The organism is Leptospira perolatii (assembly GCF_002811875.1).
Classification (GTDB): domain Bacteria; phylum Spirochaetota; class Leptospiria; order Leptospirales; family Leptospiraceae; genus Leptospira_B; species Leptospira_B perolatii.
In genome coordinates this window covers 53,579-74,692 of sequence record NZ_NPDZ01000011.1, presented here as the reverse complement: position 1 = coordinate 74,692, position 21,114 = coordinate 53,579, and the positions used below count along the sequence as shown (strand labels likewise).

At 42.5% G+C, this 21,114-nt stretch carries 15 protein-coding genes; 8 read left to right on the top strand and 7 right to left on the bottom strand.

Annotation, left to right across the window (positions count from 1 at the left end):
* Positions 1-26: 26 nt before the first annotated feature.
* Positions 27-497, bottom strand: coding sequence for a hypothetical protein (locus CH373_RS15225; RefSeq protein ID WP_100714013.1), 471 nt, complete (start codon positions 495-497; stop codon positions 27-29).
* A 65-nt stretch (positions 498-562) separates the two neighbouring features.
* Here CH373_RS15225 and CH373_RS15220 point away from each other — a divergent pair, with 65 nt between their 5' ends.
* The 5 genes from CH373_RS15220 to CH373_RS15200 all read left to right on the top strand — a co-directional run bounded on the left by CH373_RS15220 (position 563) and on the right by CH373_RS15200 (position 6,493).
* Positions 563-1,441, top strand: a complete 879-nt coding sequence (locus CH373_RS15220) for a hypothetical protein (protein WP_100714012.1) — start codon at positions 563-565, stop codon at positions 1,439-1,441.
* 265 nt (positions 1,442-1,706) lie between these two features.
* Positions 1,707-2,795, top strand: a complete 1,089-nt coding sequence (recA, locus tag CH373_RS15215) for a recombinase RecA (protein WP_100714112.1) — start codon at positions 1,707-1,709, stop codon at positions 2,793-2,795.
* Between the two features lie 81 nt (positions 2,796-2,876).
* Positions 2,877-3,893 carry an N-acetyl-gamma-glutamyl-phosphate reductase gene (gene argC, locus CH373_RS15210; protein WP_100714111.1) on the top strand — a complete coding sequence of 339 codons (1,017 nt, stop codon included), beginning with the start codon at positions 2,877-2,879 and terminating at the stop codon, positions 3,891-3,893.
* 24 nt (positions 3,894-3,917) lie between these two features.
* Positions 3,918-5,846 (top strand): AMP-binding protein, encoded by a 1,929-nt coding sequence (locus CH373_RS15205; RefSeq protein WP_100714011.1) that lies wholly within the window; start codon positions 3,918-3,920, stop codon positions 5,844-5,846.
* A 2-nt stretch (positions 5,847-5,848) separates the two neighbouring features.
* Positions 5,849-6,493 (top strand): nucleoside phosphorylase-I family protein, encoded by a 645-nt coding sequence (locus tag CH373_RS15200; protein ID WP_100714010.1) that lies wholly within the window; start codon positions 5,849-5,851, stop codon positions 6,491-6,493.
* Here CH373_RS15200 and CH373_RS15195 read toward each other — a convergent pair.
* Positions 6,488-8,257: a patatin-like phospholipase family protein gene (locus CH373_RS15195; protein ID WP_100714009.1), complete on the bottom strand. Its 1,770-nt coding sequence runs from the start codon at positions 8,255-8,257 to the stop codon at positions 6,488-6,490. The two genes, CH373_RS15200 and CH373_RS15195, sit on opposite strands and share 6 nt — an antisense overlap.
* Before the next feature lie 130 nt (positions 8,258-8,387).
* Here CH373_RS15195 and CH373_RS15190 point away from each other — a divergent pair, with 130 nt between their 5' ends.
* Positions 8,388-8,990, top strand: a complete 603-nt coding sequence (locus CH373_RS15190; RefSeq protein ID WP_100714008.1) for a DUF4254 domain-containing protein — start codon at positions 8,388-8,390, stop codon at positions 8,988-8,990.
* A complete protein-coding gene (locus tag CH373_RS15185) occupies positions 8,987-10,045 on the top strand; it encodes a glycosyltransferase family 9 protein (protein ID WP_100714007.1) in 1,059 nt (352 codons plus the stop codon). Before CH373_RS15190 ends, CH373_RS15185 begins: the two co-directional genes overlap by 4 nt.
* 49 nt (positions 10,046-10,094) lie before the next feature.
* Here the strand turns inward: CH373_RS15185 and CH373_RS15180 are convergent, their stop codons facing one another.
* On the bottom strand, positions 10,095-11,390 hold the full coding sequence (locus tag CH373_RS15180) for a glycosyltransferase (protein WP_100714006.1): 1,296 nt from the start codon (positions 11,388-11,390) through the stop codon (positions 10,095-10,097).
* 131 nt (positions 11,391-11,521) lie between these two features.
* Here CH373_RS15180 and CH373_RS15175 point away from each other — a divergent pair, with 131 nt between their 5' ends.
* Positions 11,522-12,865 carry an O-antigen ligase family protein gene (locus CH373_RS15175; RefSeq protein WP_100714005.1) on the top strand — a complete coding sequence of 448 codons (1,344 nt, stop codon included), beginning with the start codon at positions 11,522-11,524 and terminating at the stop codon, positions 12,863-12,865.
* Here the strand turns inward: CH373_RS15175 and CH373_RS15170 are convergent.
* From CH373_RS15170 to uvrC, 4 genes are read right to left on the bottom strand one after another with little or no spacing between them, the layout of a single operon-like run.
* Positions 12,859-14,703 carry a phospholipase D-like domain-containing protein gene (locus CH373_RS15170; protein WP_165778849.1) on the bottom strand — a complete coding sequence of 615 codons (1,845 nt, stop codon included), beginning with the start codon at positions 14,701-14,703 and terminating at the stop codon, positions 12,859-12,861. The genes CH373_RS15175 and CH373_RS15170 overlap by 7 nt on opposite strands.
* The gene (locus tag CH373_RS15165; RefSeq protein WP_100714003.1) at positions 14,700-16,157 is read right to left on the bottom strand and encodes an LA_2168 family protein; all 1,458 of its coding nucleotides are present in this window, start codon (positions 16,155-16,157) and stop codon (positions 14,700-14,702) included. The genes CH373_RS15170 and CH373_RS15165 overlap by 4 nt, the downstream gene beginning before the upstream one ends.
* Positions 16,154-19,180 (bottom strand): LIC11755 family lipoprotein, encoded by a 3,027-nt coding sequence (locus CH373_RS15160; protein WP_125169986.1) that lies wholly within the window; start codon positions 19,178-19,180, stop codon positions 16,154-16,156. The genes CH373_RS15165 and CH373_RS15160 overlap by 4 nt, the downstream gene beginning before the upstream one ends.
* Positions 19,181-19,228: 48 nt before the next feature.
* A complete protein-coding gene (uvrC, locus tag CH373_RS15155; RefSeq protein WP_100714001.1) occupies positions 19,229-21,070 on the bottom strand; it encodes an excinuclease ABC subunit UvrC in 1,842 nt (613 codons plus the stop codon).
* Positions 21,071-21,114 lie beyond the last annotated feature (44 nt).

Below are 21,114 nucleotides of genomic sequence, written 5' to 3'. Positions count from 1 at the left end.
CTTGGTTTTCATTTGCAGAATCCAGGTTAAACCCCGGAAAATGATGTGTTATACGTTTTAAATCGATCGTAAACTCGGTGAATATATTCCAGATTGGAACAGAATCTAACGATGCAGCGATAAAAATGATACCTTTCCAGATCGATTACGTTTCCTTCAGAATCCATATATTCCTTGAGTAAACTTTTGACCATTCCTAGAAACAAAGATCTGTCGCTCTTATTATAGCCTGATTTTGCGTAACGAGTATTTTCCAGGATATCCACAAATGCCTGGGCAGATCGCAAAAACTCGGTTTCATCGGAAAGATACCTTCTTCTCTCCTCTTCCGAAAAAGTGGATAGATAGTCATGAAACAGAGCGAGTTGTATGGATTCTACAAGGGATCCTGTGTTTTCCTTAGCTTGTATATAAAAAGGAGTTCCTATACTGTATTCTACGAAATCTTTCCAAGAAGATTTCGTAGTTTCAATTCTATGTAGATCTTTTAGGTTCATGCCTTTTTCCGCTTTATCTATCCACTTGACTATTCACTATGGGATATACAGGAAAATTCGTTCGAATGTCAAAGGTTTTCCGCATCTTCCGATTTGTTTTCACTCATTGTATCGTTTTCTTTTCGATTCCGGTGTTCGCATCCGAAACAAAACTAGAGTGGAGCTTAGATCGTATCTTAGAAATTTTGCAGCACCCGATTCTATTAGAAGAAAGAAAAGTAAAAGAAATCTCTCAACAATATTACCAAAATCTAAGAAATGAGACGGAAGATTCTATTTTAGCTGCTCTAGAATCCGAATTCGACAAAATTACACCGAAGACCAAAGAGTTATCTCCTTCGGCGAAACTCAATTTGGCCTATGTTCCCGCTTTAGGCGGCCTGTCCGTGGAAAAATTTCTCGGAATTCCGTTTACCTACCAATCTGAAACTACTGATTTTCCCGCCTCCGACGGGCTGTTAGAATTTCAAACCAAGAAAGCACTCATTCGCTACTATTTTAAATCTGTGACAAATCCTTACCTAAACAATTGGAAGGATCTAGGAATCAACGGAGACTTTTTTCTATTCTCCAATCGCGGGGCCTTGCTTCTCTGCAAGACTACCCAAGAAGGGATAGATTCCGAAACATTAGATATCCGGGAAATAAGATCCAGGTACCAGACCCTCAGTAAAAAAAATTCGGATGTGGATTTGATCGAAACCGATGAAACGATTCTATTCTATTTTCCGAACCAATCCTTAAAAGCATTTTACGTTTTACTAACGATTAAGATCTTATTGGTACTACTTTCCATATTTATAATTTTCCAGTACGGACAACGCTTCTGGAATTTTCTTGAAGATCAAAGAAAGCGTAGCTTAAAGGCCCAAGCAAGATTCTTGAAAGACCGAAAAATCCTGGAATCTGAATCCGAGTCAAGTTCGGATCGCTTACTTCCTTAGACGCAAAATACTGCAAGCATATTTACTATACAAAATTTAAGATTTTTTTCACAATTGGGCCCATTTTTTTGGTGACATAAGAGTGATTTCCGGAGAATCTTTTCCCAGGAAATCTGAGTGTTTTTTGAATAGAGCCTGGAATTTGTCCGGCACGGATGCTATGCTGAATTCTATTGAGAACAGCATTCTCCTAGAAAAATGCAAAGAAATTCTATAAAGGGGGAACCGTTTCTTGGCAAAGGCAAAAGAAGGAGCTAAAGAATCGATGAAAAAGCAAAAGGAAGAAGCCCAAGGATTGGACGAATCTAAAAAGATGGCAATCGATCAGGCAATGACCCAGATCGAGAAGCAATTTGGAAAAGGTTCTATCATGCGCTTAGGTGCAGAATCCGCAAAGGCAGCGATCCCTGTCATTCCATCTGGTTCCCTGGACTTGGATATCGCACTCGGAATCGGTGGTTATCCGATCGGTCGAATCGTAGAAATCTATGGTCCGGAATCTTCCGGAAAAACTACGCTGACTCTATCAGCGATCGCTGAAGCGCAAAAGAGAGGCGGTGTGGCCGCATTCATAGACGCAGAACATGCTCTGGATCCTTCGTATGCAAAAAAGCTCGGAGTAAATCTAGAAGAACTTCTCGTTTCCCAACCGGATAATGGAGAAGAAGCATTAGAAATTTGTGAATCTCTAGTTAGAAGTAACGCAATCGACATTATCGTTTTGGATTCGGTGGCGGCTCTAGTTCCCAAAGCAGAGATAGAAGGCGATATGGGAGACGCACATATGGGATTGCAAGCAAGATTGATGTCCCAAGCATTGCGGAAACTTACCGGAACAATTTCCAAATCCAGAACCGTCGTAGTTTTCATTAACCAAATTCGTATGAAAATCGGAGTCATGTTCGGCTCCCCGGAAACTACTACCGGTGGGAACGCACTCAAATTTTACAGCTCTGTTCGTCTGGACATCCGGAAAATAGAAACCTTAAAGGAAAAGGAAGAGGCTACAGGTAACCGGGTCAGAGTCAAAGTAGTGAAGAATAAAATGGCTCCTCCGTTCCGGCAGGCGGAATTCGACATAATTTACAATTCTGGAATTAGCCGAGAAAGTTCTCTCGTTGACCTGGGAGTAAAACACGACATTATTAGCAAATCGGGCGCTTGGTACTCATATAATAGCGAAAAGATTGGACAAGGAAAGGAATCCGCAAAAGAATTCCTGAAATCCAATCCTGACATAGCGCTTCAGGTTGAGAATATGATCCGGGATTTGAACGGATTGCCTCCAATTAGTGGGCAGGAAGTCAAATCTACATCTGCGGAGGAGGATGACATCCAAAAGGCCGCAGGTTAGCAACAGTTACTGGCTTTCTTTTTAGAAACCATTGATCGCCGGATGGAGTCCCCATCCGGCGTTTTTTTATTAGGATACAAAATGACCGAAATTAGCGTAATTGGGGCCGGAGGATTTACCGGTCAGGAACTACTTAGAATCCTTGCACAGCATCCAAAATGGAAAGTTTCTCATATCACAAGCGACAAGCTTGCAGGCAAAAAACTCTCCGAAGTATTTCCCAGTCTCCCATTTCCTACAGACCTAACCTTTCACAAACACGAGGATAAGATTCCGAAAGATTCACTGGTAGTGCTGGCTGTTCCAAACGAAGCGTCTTTACAGTTAACGCCGAATCTTTTAGATGCTGGTCACAAAGTAATCGATTTATCAGGAGTCTATCGACTTCACAACCTTTCTGAATTCGAAAAGACTTATAAACTAAAACATACTAGTTTTCATCTAGTCGAAAAAGCAGTCTTCGGAATTCCGGAAATCTTTCGGGAAGAATTAAAAGGAGCAGACTTTGTCTCCAACCCAGGGTGCTATTCCACTTCGGTGATTCTTTCCGTGTATTTATTAGGCGACCTGAGAAAAAAACTTAGGCCCCGTATTGTAGCAGACTGCAAGTCCGGTGTGAGTGGAGCCGGTGGTCGCGTAGAAGATGGAGGATATCCTTTTACAAGCGTTCACGAAAACTTTCGGGCTTACAAGGTTTTGGCCCACCAACACGAGCCCGAAATTACGGAATACTGTTATTCCAAATTAGGAAGCCCTTTCCCGGAAGTTTTATTCGTACCACATTTGCTCCCGGTGTATAAAGGAATTTTATCAACGGTATATTTAGAGCTGGACGAAGAACAGGATCAGGATGTACTCCAGGTCTTGAAAAAGAATGCGAAGGGAGAACCGTTCCTGCGCATCTTAAATACTCCTGAGGAAGTGGAACTTTCCAAAGTGCAAGGGACCAATTTTCTAGATATTGCGGTACGGCAGAGAGGGAAAAATATCACACTACTCGCGGCTCTGGACAATCTACAGAAAGGTGCCGCTGGACAGGCTGTTCAAAATATCAATCTTATGTTAGGCGAAAAGGAAACCTTGGGACTGCTACCTTAGAACGAATACGGGGCATTCAATCGCATGGAAAAACAGAGCATCTACCATCTGGTTCGTGATTCTTGCATTGCATTTCAAGAAAGACCATTGCATTGGTGCTGGGACGAAAAGCAGCGCACATTTACTGGAATTTCCTACGGCGACTGGAAAGAGTCCTTGGCGCAGCTCTCCGCATTTCTGCTCCAAAAAGGAATGAAAAAAGGAGATAAGATAGGACTGGTTTGCGACAATCGAACCGAATGGTCTCTGTGTTCTTTTTCTATCGTCTGCGCCGGAGGTGTCGATGTTCCGCGAGGCTGCGACGCTAGCTCCGAAGACTTGGAATATATTTTAGAACATACCGAATCCAGAATTCTGTTCGTAGAAAAAGACGGAGTTCTATCCAAACTTTTAAAGCATTCCAAGGCTCTGTCTCGCTTGGAAACGATGGTACTGATCGAAAGCGAGGATTCTTATCCGAAACTTGCCGAAGTTAAATCAAAGTTTCCTAAATTAGAAATTCTGACTTTATCTGAAGCGATCTCGGTCGGGCTAGCCTACTTCCAGAAAAAAGGAAAGGAAGCGGTCAAGAGCATCGGAGAATCTCTGACCGGAAATGATATCGCGACGATCATCTATACTTCAGGAACCACAGGATCGCCTAAAGGTGTGGTTCTAAATCATAGAGCGTTCACCTGGACAATCGAGCAATTGCACCAATTTGTTCCGATTTCGTACGAAGACAGAACCGTAGTTTTTCTTCCGCCTTGGCATATTGCGGAAAGAATATTAGAAACTGCATTGTTATCCTGGGGAGCTTCCATGGCCTGTTCCGGCGTTACTCAGCTCGCGAGAGACTTCGGAATTATAAAACCCACAGTCTTAGTTTCGGTACCTAGAGTTTGGGAATCATTGTACAGACGGATTTGGGATACTGCAGAAAAAGGACCTTCTTGGAAGTTTCGAATTTTCCAAACGGCTGTGCGACTGGCTGAATTTTATAGCTCCGTATACGATACATTGTCCGGAAATTATGCTCTAACCGAAGATGAGTCCTCGGATGAAAAATTTCGAGACAAGCTGGTTGCTTTTGCAATTTATCCGCTCGTATTTTTAGCCAATAAACTTTCACTGAAAATTTTAGCTCCCGTACGCGCTTCGTTAGGTGGCAAAATTCGATTCGCTTTTTGCGGAGCCGGTGCCATGCCGCCTAAAATCCAGTTTTTCTTTCGTTCGATCGGAATTCCGATTATAGAAACCTACGGAATGACCGAAACCACCGGAATGGGCGCAATGGGAAGTTTTCCGATTCCAAAAACCGGAGCAATAGGTCCGGTTTTTCCCGGAGCTCATATCAAACTCGTGGACGAATCCGGAAAGGTGATCAGTCAGCCAGGAGAGAAAGGAATTTTATGGCACAAAGGACCCCACGTCACAGTCGGTTACTATAAAGATCCGGATCGGAATAAAGTGTCATTGCAAGAAGGATGGTTTGATTCTGGAGATCTATTTGTATGGACCAAGTCTTCGGAATTGAAATTTGCAGGAAGGGTAAAAGATACAATCGTCCTTTCTTCCGGAGAAAACGTAGAGCCTGAACCGATCGAATCCAAGATTACTGAAACAGGATGGGTACAATACGCAATTGTCGTGGGTCAGGACCAGAAATTTCTGAGCGTACTCATCGTCCCCCAATTTCAGAAACTCAGAGACCATTTTGCCTCAGAAGGAATAAAACTTGAGGAAGAAGATGATAAACTAGCCCAAAATCCGAAAGTACTTCAGTTTTATAAAGACTTGGTCAAATCCACAATTTCCTCCAAAAATGGCTTTAAGAATTTTGAAAGAATCTCTGGCGTTTCACTAATCGAGAAAGAGTTTGAAAAAGGTCGGGAATTGACAGAAACTATGAAGCTTAAAAGAAACGTGGTATCCGAACTCTACGCTTCTAAAATCCGGGAGATGTATTCTTAGGTATGAGTTCCTTCCAAGACAACGATCAAATTCTTTTTTGCGGAGCCTTTTCCGGAGAAATCGACAAGATTCTGCAGCAGAAGGAATTTATCGTCTTAGAAACCGGTGTTGGATTATTGCCTTCTGCCTTAAGGCTACAATCTTACCTGCTGGAACAATCTCCAGAAAAACTGCCTAAATCGGTTTTGTTCATCGGATCCGCCGGAGTTTATCCTTGGTTACCCAGAAAGGATTGGGAGGGAAAATTCGGCCTCTCTCATAGTTTCGTAAATTATGAAATTGCGTATTTGGACAAGAAAGTTCGAATCCCGGATTTTCTGACTTTAAAAACCGAATTTCCTCCACCAGCACTTCCTTCGTTTTCTATAGAACTCTACAAAACAGGAACCAACGGAACTGGATCCGTTACTTTGGAAGACCTTTCACCAAGGGCAGCGGACAGACTCAAAGGAGAAGGAATCGGATTCGAAAGTATGGAAGCATACGGCATCGCTAAAGTTTGCGAGTCCTTTAAAATTCCGATGGCGAGTCTATTTTCACTCACAAACAGGGTCGGGCCAAAAGGCAGCGAAGAATGGAAGAATTCCTGGAGAAAGCTTTCCGACAAATTGCAAGAAGCAATCATCTCTGCTTACGTGAAATCATGAGGTTCTTGTCTTAAGTTCCGAGGGAAAGAAGAGCGATCTTATTTCTTTCAAAGCCGCTTCCGCTTCTAGCTCTCCCTTTTTGATGATTTCCTTATACCTTCCGAAATCAGTAAATGCAAACTCCTCGATATGCATATTTACGAATAAATCCATCTTCTCTTTTCTGAGCTTGGTGATTTCTCTACCTTCTAAAGTAATCGCTCTCGCCATAATTTTTAGGATGGGAGGATAAGTGATATCTTCCCATAGGTTCTTGAAGAAGGATTTTCCAGTTACCTTTCTGTCTTCCAACAAACGTACAATTGCATCATCTCTCAATGGGGAAACATTCACGGAAAGAATCACGTCCGCTCCTTTCCTGCGGATCAAGTTCTCGGGTACGTTATTGATCACCCCGCCATCTACAAGCAAATGATCTCCTCTGAAAATTGGAGGAAACATTCCGGGGAGACTCATCGCCGCAGCTAACGCTTCCCAAACAGGTCCTTGGTCCATTACATATTCCTGACCGCTATGCAGATCTACCGCGGAGGTGGAAAAAGGAATTTTTAGGTCTTCGATGAGTTGAGAACCGAAAGCGGTTTTGAGCATCTTAAGCATTTTCTTTCCTTTGAAAAACGAGATCAAAGGAATGGTCGGGTCAAAAGGTTTATCTATCCCGCCGAAGAATTTATGGACCGTCTTATGGATAGAATCCGCGTTTTCTCCTTTTGCATAAAGAGCAGCGATCACAGCACCAAAGGAAGAGCCGGAAACATAATCGAATCGAATCCCTTCCCTTTCTAATACTTTAAGCAAACCCACATGCGCGAGCGCCCTGGCACCACCGCCGCCCAAGGCTAAACCTCTTGTTTTGGAAACTAAGTAGCGTGCAAAAGTTTCTCCCCTATGAAAGACTTTTTGGTTTCGAATCGTGTCTTCCGGCAATAAACCCTTGTCTGATACGATAATTCTGGAAGTCCTACCTGCAAAATTTCTAATTCTAGGCTTCCAATATTCTATGGTCTCTGCTTTCTTTTTGGCATTCCTTTCTGGATTCTCTTCCCAAAATACGATCTGGTCACATTGCTGTACTACCTTATCGAATTCAGGGAGCAAACCAGGACTCTTAAAAAATAAATGCAGTACTGGTGATTTTCTTCTAAGTTGAGATATCCCCCGGATCATCTCCGGGACGGCCTGGTCCTTGAAAGTCTCGATTTTATACAGGGAAACATGACCTTCATGACTTTTCCTACCGATTTCAACGATCTGGTCCAAGTGCACCTTAAAATCATCAATATCCTCTAATGGGATATGGCAGATCAGACGCCTAGGAGCCATGAGAGCCTTGGAATCCATATCGATGACTTCTTTCATCCGGATTCCCATGAGCCTCATTAAATTTTGAGAAAGTATTTTTTCCTTTGCGGCGAGTTTTAAAAAGTACTCACCATCCAGTACATAGAGCAAGGTGTCCAAAACCGCAGTTGCGTATCCGGAATGGACAGATCTGGTAAGAACGCTGCTCTCTGCAAAAATATCCCCTTCTCCTAAGTAGCGAATCGTTTTCCCGGCCTCACCGAGTGTGACCATAACTTCGCCGTGACGAATGATGTAGAGCTCTTTGGATATTTCGCCTTTGTAATAGATTACGTCGTGGTTATAAACGTTCCTTTCTTCGATATGTCTGTAAATTTGGACAAGCAACTTCCGAGGAAGATTTTTGAACAGCGGAATGGATACTAAGAACTGTAGCGCTTCCGGAGGAACGAGTCTTTTCATTCGCGTGTATCCTACTGGAATCTGACTTCTTTGTAAAGTATGATCTTACAACCTTTCTTGGTGTTCCGGCAGAACTTAAAGCGAGAGTAAATCTCTTGATTTTTGTCTTTGAAATAAAAACCTAGCTCCGATGAACTTAGATTCCGCCTCAGTCGTATCCGTTTTTCAGAAATCGGTTCAAGACTGGCATAGAAAGGAGGCGCTTTCGGAAAATCCGTTTTCCAAATCGTCTCTCGAAGGTCTATTTTACCAGAAAAATCAAATCGACACCATCCAATGGCATGTCGAGGACGAAATCCGACGTCCTGATCTACCCGATAGCGAACTCGTAAAGCTCAAACGGAAAATCGACTCCCTGAACCAGGAGAGAACTGACCTTGTAGAGCAAATTGACGATATGATTTCGTCAAAATATAAAGACGTTCCTAAAAAAAACAGTGCTAGGATGAACTCTGAGACTCCAGCTTGGCTCATTGACCGGATGAGTATCCTGGAGCTTAAGATCTATCATATGGAAGAACAGACCCATCGTAAGGATGTGTCCGAGACCCATCTCAAGAATTGCAAAGCAAAGCTCGAGATTCTTTTGGAACAGAGAAAGGACTTATCAGTTTGCCTGGATGAGCTTTTGGATGATCTTTCCAAGGGTGACAAGTTTTACAAGGTTTACAGGCAAATGAAAATGTATAACGATAAGAACCTGAACCCTTCCCTCTACACGAAGAAAGCATGAATATATTAGTGCTTCGATTTTCAGCAATGGGAGACGTCGCTTTAATGGCCCCCGCGCTGATTGCGATTGCAGCTAAATATCCGAATCTGCAGTTAACGGTGGTTACACGCGGTAACTACGCGCCTTTCTTTTATAATATTCCGAACGTTCATGTGATCGGCATCAACCTAAAGAAATACCGCGGGATCGCTGGTCTGTATAGATTATTTCGTGAACTAAATAAACTAGGCCCTTACGAAAGCGTAGTGGACCTGCATTCTAGCGTTCGTTCCAGATTCATCAGTTTATTCTTTAGATTCAAGGGGATTCCGATTTTCCAAATCGTGAAAGGCCGAAGAGAAAAACTCAGACAGATTCGGAAAAAGAAAAAGGTTCTAAAAAAACTTCCTCACACCGTAGAAAGATATTTGAGAGTCTTCGAAAAGGCTGGTTACCCTGCTTCAGTCAGAAAAGGACCTTGGATCAATCTGGACTTAGATTCAAAGATGTACGCGAAAGACTTTTTGACCTCGAGAAAAATAGACAAAAAGGACGGACTTTGGATCGGGTACGCTCCTTTTGCAGGCCACAAACTGAAAGAATGGCCGCACGCAAAAAGCTTGGCTTTATTAAGTTTATTGAAAGAAGAATTTCCGAATGTAAGAATCTTCCTCTTTGGATCCAATCAAGAAGCACCTGCCATGGAAGAATGGAGACAAGGAGATCCTTCTATCACGATTGTTTCGGGCGGTAAATTAGGGATTCGTGGAGAGCTCGGGATCATGGAGAGAATGGACATTATGATCGGAATGGATTCCTCCAACATTCATATTGCCGCACTTTTAAAAAGACCGGTGATTGCGTTGTTCGGAACGACTCACCCATACTCCGGCTTTGCTCCATTCGGTCAGGAGGATACTGGTGTGCTACAAATCGAAGATCTGCCCTGCAGACCTTGCAGTATCTACGGAAACACTACTTGCTATCGTAAGGATTTTGCATGCATGGAGTGGATATCGCCAGAAGATGTGATTAAGCGAATTCGTGTAATCACAAATATTAATACTCTATTCTAAAAAGCCAACAATCGTAGAACCAAGTTTTAACTCAGATTAAACTCAAAGATTAACCGAAAATTCCGAAAGGATCCAAAGAAAGTATCATATTCATAAGCGAAGGCTTCTTTCCTTTTCCTTTTTGTTCCGCAGTCACTTTGTACACTTCTTCCATACGGTCCACACATGCTTTCATTTCATGGCCTTGCGCGATCCGAATCGACTCTTCTGAAAATTTTGCATACAAATCCGGATCCTTTAGAATCTGTACCGATTTCTCGGCGATCTCCTTTACATCAAACGGTTTCGCAATGAATCCGTTCTGGCCGTCATGAACCAGTTCCGGAATCGCAAAAGAATCCACTCCGACTGCGGGCAAACCGCACGCGATCGATTCGAGGATCACCAAACCTTGCGTTTCCATCGTAGAAGCTGTTAAGAAAAGATCATAGTTCGGATATTCCTCCGGTAATTTGGAGCGATCTATGAATCCTTTGAAATCCACAACATCTCCGATTCCAAGTTTTTCCGCCTGGAGTTTTAAGGAAGGCAGTGCAGGACCATCTCCGATAATCGTAAGACTTGAATTCGGAAGTATATCGTGGATCATCTTGAAAGAATTGATAATTACATCGCAGTTCTTCTCATACGAAATTCTGCCTACATGCAGCAACTTAGGATTCTTGGAAAGCTGCTTTGGCTCTCCTTTAAATTGAGAAAGATCCAACCCGTTTGAAATGACTGCAACGGGCTTGTGCAGACCGAATTCTTCTAATTGCTTTTTGATAAGATGAGAAGGAGAAATTATCAGATCGCATCTGTCATAAAGGTTATTCGTAATTTTTAGGATGATCTTTTTACGAATATTGAATTTATCGAATTTCTCGAATTTGATCAGATCCTTGATACGGAGCTTTTTATTCAGCTTTCCTATCCTCATAAATAGCTTGTCGAGCTTTAACAAGCGATAGAAGGAAAGATACATATCTTGTTCGGACATTAAGGTGTGATAAGTACCTATACTCGGAATTCCATACCTTTCCGTCGCGTTGATCCCATAGAGTCCCATTAAACCGGGAGTGTGTACATGGACTAGATCCGGTTCAAACTCTTTGATTAAGCGTTTGATCTTTGCAGGAGAAGGAAGTACTACTTTGATATCCGGATAACTAGGTAAATAACCGCTTCGAAATCTTTCGATCCGAATATTTTCCCCCATCCGATCGAAATCACCTTCTCCGTATTTCGGACAACAAATCATAAACTTATGACCGCGCAAGGCCAGAGCTTCGGCGAAGTTCCTCATCGAAATTGCTACGCCGTCAACCTTAGGAAGAAAAGTATCTGAAAAATAAAGTATCTTCATTTTATAAGTTCGAATGCGAACCAATCTCCTCCGGTGTTTCGGATTTTTCCAGTCGAATCTCCAATTCCTATCCGAAAAATAACGAATTTACAACGGAGCTCGCATGAGAATTCTGTATATTGATCTTTACCATGAATTTACAAGAGAAACTTCGAAAAGCTCATGTCTATTCACTTTGCGTCACCTTCGTTACGGTCGGCATTTCGGTGAGTATAAGCCAGGGATTCCTGGTGCTTTCCTTTTTATTCGGGATCTTTTCCTGGAAATTGTCCAAGGACAACAGGCCTTTTTTTCCTAGGAGCTGGCTTTTCTATTTAGCGATCTCTCTATTCATTTGGTACTTTTTGGATTTTATCCTTCACTCTTTTCTTCCGGGCGACTCTTCCGAACTAAAAAGGGCCTGGAACGGGGAATTGAAAGACTCCTTTTTATTTCTGGGATTCTTGTCCGTCTGGATGGTTCGATCAGAGGATATTCCAAAGTTATTTCAGTCTCTCTTTGTTCTTTTTCTGGTCTTGGTTTTCACCGGAATCCTGGGTGGATTCACTTCGGTTCGTTTGTCTAGATGGATCAGCGAATTGTACACTTCGAGCAGCACGTATCGATTCACTCACCCACTCGGAAGTTTCGGTGGGATCCCTCTTTACATTTCGATCGGATTGATGAACACACACCTCACTTTCGGAGGATTACTGCAGTTCTTTTCAGGTTTTATTGTTTTTAAATTTTTGAAAAGTCTGTATCGCGCAGAAAAGAAAGAGATCTTTGCCTACGCGACTTTGCTAGTTCTATATATGTTTGTGTTTTTGTTGAACCAGGCTCGCTCTGCTATGATCGGTGCCTTGGTTACTCTGACTCTCGCCGGTATTCATTTATTTTTTGTGAAGAAAGAACTTCCTAAGAACTATTTAATCAAGGGAGGTCTGATCTTTACAATTTCTGCTCTGGTTTTAGGCTTAGGATTGGCGTTCAGCCCAGCCGGAAAAAAAGTACTCGGACCTATCTTCGGAAAAGAAAAACACACGGACTCAGGCAGAACTTTTATCTGGGATTCTACTTTTCCTTTGATCGGTGAACATCCTTGGATCGGAGTAGGACCTGGGAACTACAACAAGGAAATCCAAAAAACAAGAACACAGCACTCGGAAGATTATCCTGAACTCGCGTACTTCTATGAGGTGACACAGAGAGGTCATGCACATAACGATTATTTCCATTTTTTCGCAGTCTTCGGATTTCCGGCAATCCTGCTCTATTTGTTACTTTCTGGGAACATCATAAGTCGCCTGTTCGAGTCCCGTTTGATTTTTGACAGACTGATTTATTTTTATGGACTCCTCGGATTTTTTGCGAGCGGACTTTTTCAGTGCTACTTCCAAGATGATGAAGTTGTAATTCTGTTCTGGCTGCTTCTCGGGTTATTCGTTCGTTCTGAAAACGACTCAGCGCAACAAAGCGAAGTGACTTCTCACTGATACGATCTGCAAAAATTGGCAGCTCTAGTCGGCCACTTTCCTGATTCAGAAAAGAAAGTCTGATCTGCTGCTTCGAGCATTCCTTTTGCAAGAAATCCGTTTTCCTCTAAACTAGAAACTTCTGAAATAATATTCCGATCTGTCCTGGACCAATCGTTTGCTGCTAAAAGCATGCGATTCGCCCATTCTGGTGAATTTCCCAACTGACCCGCACAAAACACGATTGTCACTCGGCTGGTTTCGAAGAATAGAATTGCACCGTTATCCGGAAACGCCGCGTCTATTTCCCAGACATTCCCGATTCTATTTGCGTTTACCGAAAGTGGATTTTTTCCCCGGGCCAATAACCAAGCCTTACGTATTCCCTGGTCTCCCAGGAATTTCTGCACTTTTGCCGCCGAGGTGGAACTCCAAACCAAAGTAGAATCGTTTTGTATCACATGATCAGGTCGCAAAAATACAAAGGGTTTTGACAGTGTTTCTTCAAATTGAGATTCCAACAAGGTTTTAGAGTTTTGGAACAGTAGCTCACCCTTTCTATTCAATAGAGTGAAGGAGAACGCGGAAAGATGTTGTTTCGAAAATTCTAATTTTCCACCGTAGGGACTAGAACTGATGGTTTCGAATTGATTTCCATATTTGCAAAGTTCCTCATCCGAAAAGCGAAAGAAAAGAACCCACTGAAACCAATAGATTCCGGTCCGAACAAACACTTCTTCTATCCCGGTTTGATTTCTGCAGAGATAATCACCGAAGGCATCCGTTCCGAAGGTCCAACTTTTTTCGGAAGGAAGTAGCACTGAAGTTCCAGAGATTCCATTCGATGAAGCATAGATTCTTTGCCATTCTTGCAAAAATGGAATGGTTAGAACCGGCGATTCTGTCTTGATAAAAATTTCGCGGTTAGAGTCTCGAGCACTTGCTGAATAGTTATAAGATCCAGTGAGCAGTACTGATCTATCGATGATCATAGTTTTATGATGGAGCAAACCTCCTTTCGAGAATTCTTCGCTGTCTAATTTATCTTCGTTTCCATCTTCCCTAATTTCTATATTTCCAGAATTTGCAATAAGTAATCCTTCCGGATCGACGGGCCTGTCATAAATTCCAAAAATGAGAGTTTTCTTTTTTGAGGCTTCGTAAAAAGCCGAAGTAAGAACAGGATCGTAGTGATCGAAAATAAGGAACCGGATTTCGGAAGAACTTTTCTGGACTTCGTTTAATAACTGAAATTGGATCATCCTTCCTTCTGAGGGAGAATTACGAAAAATGAATTCTCCTTTTTTCCAAAACCCCAAAGCGTATCTCTCTTCGAGAAATTGCAGAAACGAATCCACTTCCGTTGCATCAAGGTCAAAGACTATATAACCATTGTGGTCCCTTTCTAATCCGTAGCTCGTAAAATTTCCTGTACCCAAAAAAACTGTTTTGGAATCGATAATCAACACCTTAGTATGCTGTAAGCCGGAGCCACCCCAATACGAAAGATGCGTATGAAAAGACTTCGGATAGATCTTTTCCCGGTCTCCGATCATTCGGAAATGAACTCCCCTTTTTATTGCCTCCAGAATTCTAAGTTCCAATTCTGGGTGATCAAAGGAATATGCATAAAGCAGAATAGAATGCTTGGAACTTTCTACCAAAGAGAGTAGCTTTTCGGTCACATTTCTTTTCTGTGCGATCGGAACGTATCTGCCTGGGTAGGAGAAATACGCAGCCACAGGAGCCTGCGTAAATTGGGAAACCCAGGAATTAGAACCCTCTCCTTCTTGCTGGCAAGAAAATACAAAGGAATAAGCGAAGACAAGAACAAACAAGAATCGAAAGAGATTTCTCATAGCACCTGCCAACTCCAATACAGATAGAGATAAGATTGTCTGACGAAAGGATGCGGACCGGCCTCCATCCCTCCTACTTCTATGCATAGAAGTGTGTTTTGAGCCGGAAGCAATCTATGGCCGATTTGAACAGAAGCTTCACGAATGAAGTCGCTAGAAATTCCTCGCTTGGAAAGCGACCAGGAACCGCTCGAGCCTTCCGAATCTTTTAAGAAAGACAATAGATTTGCTTGCAGAGTCACTTCCCAGTACTGTTCTCGAAATTGAAGATAGGCACCGATCACTCCTGCAGGACGAGGTCCTAATCCTGAGCCGGTAACCTTTTCCAAGCCATGCTCACCAATCCATGCGCTAGGAGCGACTCTCCAGATCTGCTGCAACAATGGATTGGAAAACGGCCTGTTGCCCATTCCTACAAATCCTAATTCTAAAATCTCTCCATTAGAAGCTCTCTTATCCGGATCACTTAAGAAGCCGTGGATTCTAAAAGAACCCCAGTCACCATAAGTCCCTGCAGAAATCCGAACCGCCTCCCCGCTTATTGCCAGACTTTTCTCGGAACGCTGAGGATGCGCAGCTGTCTTGTCTAAACCTCTGCTGAACATCGTATCTAAACCAAAGAAAACAATTCTACCAGTCCAACCAGACCCAAACTGCCAATGAGTAAGATAGTCATTGTCTCCGCTTTTTTCTCCTCCTCTTGCCTCCAAAGTATCTCTACTAAATCTTCCCCAGTTACCGAGCGAAATGTATCGAACCTGAAACAGGTAGTACAAACTTCCGATACTATTCAGTACATTTCTTCCTTCCAGATGGAAGCCAGCTCTATACCGAAACGAAAGATCTCGTTCAACTGTTCGCAGGTTATTCTCCCCAGTTTCAAAATCAGGAAAACTCAACTTAGTCCGGGCTGCATCCGGAAGAAAGCTCGCAGCTGATTGTAACCATTTTGTTTCTCGAAGTGGAAAACCACGGTACAAATCCAAGAGGTCCAGCCTTAGTTTTACCCCGGCAAAGTTTCTGGATTCGATAAACAATCCTTCCACTCCATCAGACCAAGACTTGAAAGAAGGAAAAGCCTCCGGATCCGACTTTCTACCGATTCCCAAACTTACATCCTTCGTCAAAAGCGAAATATAGGAATTCTTACCTGGAAAGATTCTCACAGAACCATCGGGATCACCGAGCAAAGAAAGAGAAAGTTCCACTTGATACTCTCTTTCCGTTGATTGAAGAAATCCTTCTAGAAAGATCGGCAGTGCTACTCCGGCTTTTTGCTGTTCCAAAGTTTCTCCAAACAATCCATTTTCCTTATACACAGAATGCGCGCGGAAACCCATAAATCCGAGTTGCATTTTATAGAGAGTTTTTTCCTCTTTCTTGGTTTCCGCAAAAATCTCTAAATTACAGAAAAGATATAAACTCCACCCGAGAAATAGCCCCAGGGTTCTCATTTCGGTTCCATCAAGATTTCGTAATCTGATGCGTTGTCTCCGTCCTTCTCCGATTTTAGAACTGGTATCTCTCCTTTACTTACAGAAATAGAAAATGGGGAGGTAGAATATCGATTTCCATAAGAATGTAGTAGTATTTTTGAACTCTCTGTCTTTCGAAATAGGTCGACCGGTTCATCGGAAGCCAATCCATTTCCAATCGAACTAGTGCTCGCGATCGAAAATATATTTCTATGGCGAGAATCAGTCCAAGGTAAGGTAGCGTTTACAAATCCCGGACTCAAAACGTACCCGCATTCTTGACCTGCTAACCAGGAGGAGCTTAGTTCCCATCCGTTTTCCGGCGAAGCGCCCGTAATCGAAGGAACTTGCGAAGGAAATCTAGTACGGAAAGGAACAATCTTATCCTCAGAGCTTGTATCAAAAAGATAGAGTGAATCGATAGACTCAGGGATTACTCCTTCGTTGCAGATCAGTACCCATTCATTACTAGAAATAATTGGATTAGGTTGCAATGCTTTGATTTTCAGACTGGATCTGCGGATCTGCACGCTTTCAGATCCTGAGTCCAAATATAGAAGGGAAGATCCTTCGAACGGAATTTCTAGAATGGAAAATAATTCTCTCGGATGATAAGAACCGAAAGGCAATTCCAACCAATCGCTAGAAACACCTCCGGTTTCGGACCAAGGAAAATAACCTCTGATCCGAGAGAATTCTACCGAATTCGAAAACGCAGAGGAAACCCAATAAATCATTCCATCTTGTTTATGTAAGTAAGTGGAAAAATGATTCGAATCGTTTGGACTTGCATGAGTATTTGCGCATTCTTCCGACCGATTGAAGGAGAGATTCCAGTATTCGCTTTCTCTCCATACAGAAATCCCTGGCGCCGCAAGACTCAAAGCCGCAGATTTACGTACCTTTGTAGAAGTGTCATTTCGACCAGGCCCGGAAGAATCGTACGAGAACTGGTCCAGAACTTTCCCCGAAATCGGATCTTTTAGAAGCAGAGTAACTTTCCCGGTAGAGGGCAAAATGAAGCCCGGGATTTTCCAAGAAGGAATCTGTAAAAAGCAGGAAAGTGAATTAGAACTTAGTACAGTGAATCCTTTTTCCAGAGGGAAATACCAGGATTTCAAAAGTTTTGAATCTTGGTACACTTCCAGATAAATGCTTTCTAAAGATTCTTCAGCTCCTTCCTCCAATTTTAATTCTATGAATCTATCATTTAATACGGACTCGGTTCCTTTGTAAGAACCCATCCAAGAGACCTCCGAAAATTTGGGCCTTCCAAACATTTCATTTTTGGTAGGCAATTCCTTGAATTTCTGCCCAGGAGAAACCCTGTGTTTTGGAGAATAATTTTCGGGAAGAACGGATGGAATCTCCGGGTGAAAAATCGGAATCCGATCCTTCCATGTGATCGATACAGTATGACCGAAAGTGTGATCTGTAGAAACCCCAATTGGAATGCCAGCATTCGTACTCGTACTTCCACTCCAAAGTTCTGTAATTTCAGAGTGAAGATTCTGTTTCAGAAAGATTTTTTCTGAATACTTTCCTCCTTCCAGATTCCCATAGGAAAAAGTATCTGAACCGAACAAAAAAGGAAGAGCACCTAGACTAAGAATGTCCCCAGGCACCAAAGTCTTTTTGGAAATCTGAATCGGAATCTCCTCTGTTCCCCAGACTACACTTAGATTGGAAGGAATACAAGAAGCGAACCCGGTATATTCCAAGTCCAAAAATTTTCGATCAGCTCTCAAAGTCTGAACCTGATAAAGTCCAGTTGCATTCAGTTCTTCTAATATAAAATCTTTGGAATGGCAAAAATCCAGATTGGAAACAATTTCTCCGGTTTTCCTAAGCTCCATTCCGGGATCCATACAGAAACTCGGAGGCAGATATCCAGTAAGAGGCAAATAAGAACAGTCCGAAAATCCATGCTTCCAAGAAACATACTTTTCCTGAAATTTGAACTCGCTCCCCGGTAAATCTAATTCAGAAGTAAGATTCTGATAGATCATCCGAATCTTTCCTTCTCTCTTCAAGTCACCCCATCGGATCTTTAGATTCACCCCCTCTAATTTGGAGTTTTCTTCTGAGTACACTCTGGTTTCATTTGGAAGAAAGAATCCAATAGTAGGAGGCAATTCATATCTTTGCCCGAATACCTCCAGAAATAGATCCTTCTCGCAAAGGAAATTCTCCGACCGATTCCTTACTTCTATCCATCTACCTAATTCAGACTCTGGTTCTCCAAAGATTTCTGTTATCTCGGGAAGCCCTGGCGCACAATGATCAACTGCGTTTTGATTCCTCTTTTCAATCCCGAACAATGCATCTTCCACAGTATTCGAATAGGTAGCGTTTACTTGTATCGCTAAAAAGATTTCCGAACCGTTGATATCTCTTGGTGGGAATACTAAAATAAAATTAGCATTAGGTAATTTAAATATGCTGAAACTTCCAAAGGAATTTGTCCGAGCAAATGAATTTCTGCCTAGCCTAAAGGTAGCGCTCTCCTTTTCTCCCAAATCAGAATTCTTGCTTCCGATTAAGTAGAAGTTACTTTCTGAAACTAGTTTTTTTAAAGCGGCTGAGCTGTAGGTGCCTATCAAGCCCCAGTGGCCTATCCCATTACTCGACAAGATTTCTTCCGGAAGCAAGGTGGCTTCCTTCCATGCAATCCAGTATCTGCTGACCACTTCTTTGAATGCTTGATCAGGGTCTGGTGAGCAAACCGATGCCCTTAAGCGGGATATTTCAGAAGAAACAATGCAGGTTGCTCCTTCCGAAATCGTAATCCTAGGATTGTAGTCGGGAGGCAGATCGAAGCTCTTAGGATCGATTGATTCCAGATCATATTCCACATGAAATTCTGGGATCTCGGAAACTTTCCACCAGTTCTGCTTAGAGTTAGAATGGCACCGCGCGCATATTAGAAAAATCTGTAGGATAAATATACAACGAAATGTGAAAAACGAAATGGTATCGTGGATATTGGCTTTCTGGTTCACATTCACCTCCACTTTCTCGAGTAGAAAAAGTAGAGGTGTGCGATAAAATTATTCTGGTTTAGAGGTCCTTTGTTTGAAATGGGAATGAATTCTTTCTGCCAGGGAAGCACCTATTCCAGAAACTTGCTTCAACTCCTCTATGCTTGCCTCTTCGATTTTCTTTTTCCCAGAGAAAGCGCGAAGTAGTAATTTACTCCTTTTTAATCCAATATCGGAAACATCCTGGATCAGTGAATTCAAGGCAGCTCGGTTCCGTCTAGAACGATGGTGTTCCACTCCAAATCTGTGGGCTTCGTCCCTGATCCTACGCAAAAGCTTCATTCCGGGTGAATTCATATCGAAAGTATAAGGATTCGTTTCTCCAGGAAAATAGATTTCTTCGCGCTTCTTAGCCAATCCGACCATCGGAAGTTTATTTAAACCTGCCTCTAATGCCGCTTCGCAGGCTTTGGTGAGTTGAGTATAACCTCCGTCGATTACTATTAGGTCCGGAACAGTTAACTCCTCATTTGTGATTCTTTGCAATCTTCGAGCAATCACCTCGTGCATCATTCCGGGGTCATTGATTCCTTCATAACCTCGAATATTATATTTTCTGTAACCTTGTTTGAAAGGCTTTCCCTCTACAAACATCACACCGCTCGCTACAGGCTGAGATCCCTGAAAGTGCGAAATATCATAACATTCAATAATATGAGGTGGTTCCTTGAGATGAAAAAGTTCCTGGATTTCTTTGAGCGCTGGTGTCTGGTCTTTGTACTGAGTCGCAAGCAATCGTTCTGTAAGACTTAGTTCCGCGTTCTTCTCGGCGATTTTGAGTAAGGATCTTTTTTCTCCCATTCTAGGAAATTTTAGCTTTGGCCTAAACCCTGTTTTTTCCTGCAAAAAGTCCAGGATTGCATCTGCTTCGTCCTTCACAGAGGATGCCATTAAGATCGAAGCGGGAATCAGGCTCGCATTCATATAATAATCTCTGAAAAACGAAGTGAGTATTTCTTCGTCTGAGGAATTTTCCACACCCTGGATCGGAAAGGATTTCTTGTTATCCAGCATTCCCCCTCTCACTTCCATCACGATGACTTGGCCTTCATCCTGCTTTCTGGCGAATGCAACTACATCCTCGTCGCCACCTTCCAAGCTAACCACAGTCTGTTTTTGTCTGAATTTCTGCAGCTTCTCGAGCATATCCCTGTATCTGGCGGCTTTTTCATATTCCATGTTCTCGGAATTCTCGGCCATCCTTTTGGTCAACTCGGTGATAAGAGCTTCCTTTTTCCCTTCCAAAAACTGTACAATCTGATTTACGATTACGTTATATTCGTCTTCCGGAACATTCCCTTGGCAGGGTCCCAAGCACCTTCCCATATGGAAGTTGAGACAGGGCCTCCTGGGCCTTGGCAAAGGCAAACTTTGCACGGTCTTTCGAATCGGGAAGATTCTATGAATGATATCTAAGGTTTCTCTAGTAGTTTTGACATCCGTATACGGACCGAAGTACCGATCTCCGTTGTCCTTTAGAGTTCGAGTCACATAAATCATCGGATACGGCTCTGAAAAGGAGACGCAAAGATACGGGTACTTTTTATCGTCCTTTAATCTGACGTTAAATCTAGGAGTGTGCTTTTTGATCAGAGTCGCTTCGAGTATCAAAGCTTCTCTCTCAGTAGAAGTGGCAATCCAGTCTAGATCAAAAATTTCCCTTCTCAGACACTGGGTTTTTAAGTCGGGGTGAGTCGTTTTTAAATAGCTGCGGATCCTTTTGTCTAGTTCCTTCGCCTTTCCGACATAGATGATCTCACCCTCCTGGTTTTTCCAGAGGTAGCACCCTGGTGATCCGGTCAGGTTTTTTATTTTTTCAACGATTAGAGTGTGATTGAGTACTTCTGACATTTACTTTAGCTGCATTTATCTGTACTAGATTGGACTTTGGAGTC

Coding starts and splice junctions, on each gene's coding strand:
- CH373_RS15225 (WP_100714013.1), bottom strand. CDS start 497: ATGAACCTAAAAGATCTACATAGAATTGAAACTACGAAATCTTCTTGG.
- CH373_RS15220 (WP_100714012.1), top strand. CDS start 563: ATGTCAAAGGTTTTCCGCATCTTCCGATTTGTTTTCACTCATTGTATC.
- recA (WP_100714112.1), top strand. CDS start 1,707: ATGAAAAAGCAAAAGGAAGAAGCCCAAGGATTGGACGAATCTAAAAAG.
- argC (WP_100714111.1), top strand. CDS start 2,877: ATGACCGAAATTAGCGTAATTGGGGCCGGAGGATTTACCGGTCAGGAA.
- CH373_RS15205 (WP_100714011.1), top strand. CDS start 3,918: ATGGAAAAACAGAGCATCTACCATCTGGTTCGTGATTCTTGCATTGCA.
- CH373_RS15200 (WP_100714010.1), top strand. CDS start 5,849: ATGAGTTCCTTCCAAGACAACGATCAAATTCTTTTTTGCGGAGCCTTT.
- CH373_RS15195 (WP_100714009.1), bottom strand. CDS start 8,257: ATGAAAAGACTCGTTCCTCCGGAAGCGCTACAGTTCTTAGTATCCATT.
- CH373_RS15190 (WP_100714008.1), top strand. CDS start 8,388: ATGAACTTAGATTCCGCCTCAGTCGTATCCGTTTTTCAGAAATCGGTT.
- CH373_RS15185 (WP_100714007.1), top strand. CDS start 8,987: ATGAATATATTAGTGCTTCGATTTTCAGCAATGGGAGACGTCGCTTTA.
- CH373_RS15180 (WP_100714006.1), bottom strand. CDS start 11,390: ATGAAGATACTTTATTTTTCAGATACTTTTCTTCCTAAGGTTGACGGC.
- CH373_RS15175 (WP_100714005.1), top strand. CDS start 11,522: ATGAATTTACAAGAGAAACTTCGAAAAGCTCATGTCTATTCACTTTGC.
- CH373_RS15170 (WP_165778849.1), bottom strand. CDS start 14,703: ATGAGAAATCTCTTTCGATTCTTGTTTGTTCTTGTCTTCGCTTATTCC.
- CH373_RS15165 (WP_100714003.1), bottom strand. CDS start 16,157: ATGAGAACCCTGGGGCTATTTCTCGGGTGGAGTTTATATCTTTTCTGT.
- uvrC (WP_100714001.1), bottom strand. CDS start 21,070: ATGTCAGAAGTACTCAATCACACTCTAATCGTTGAAAAAATAAAAAAC.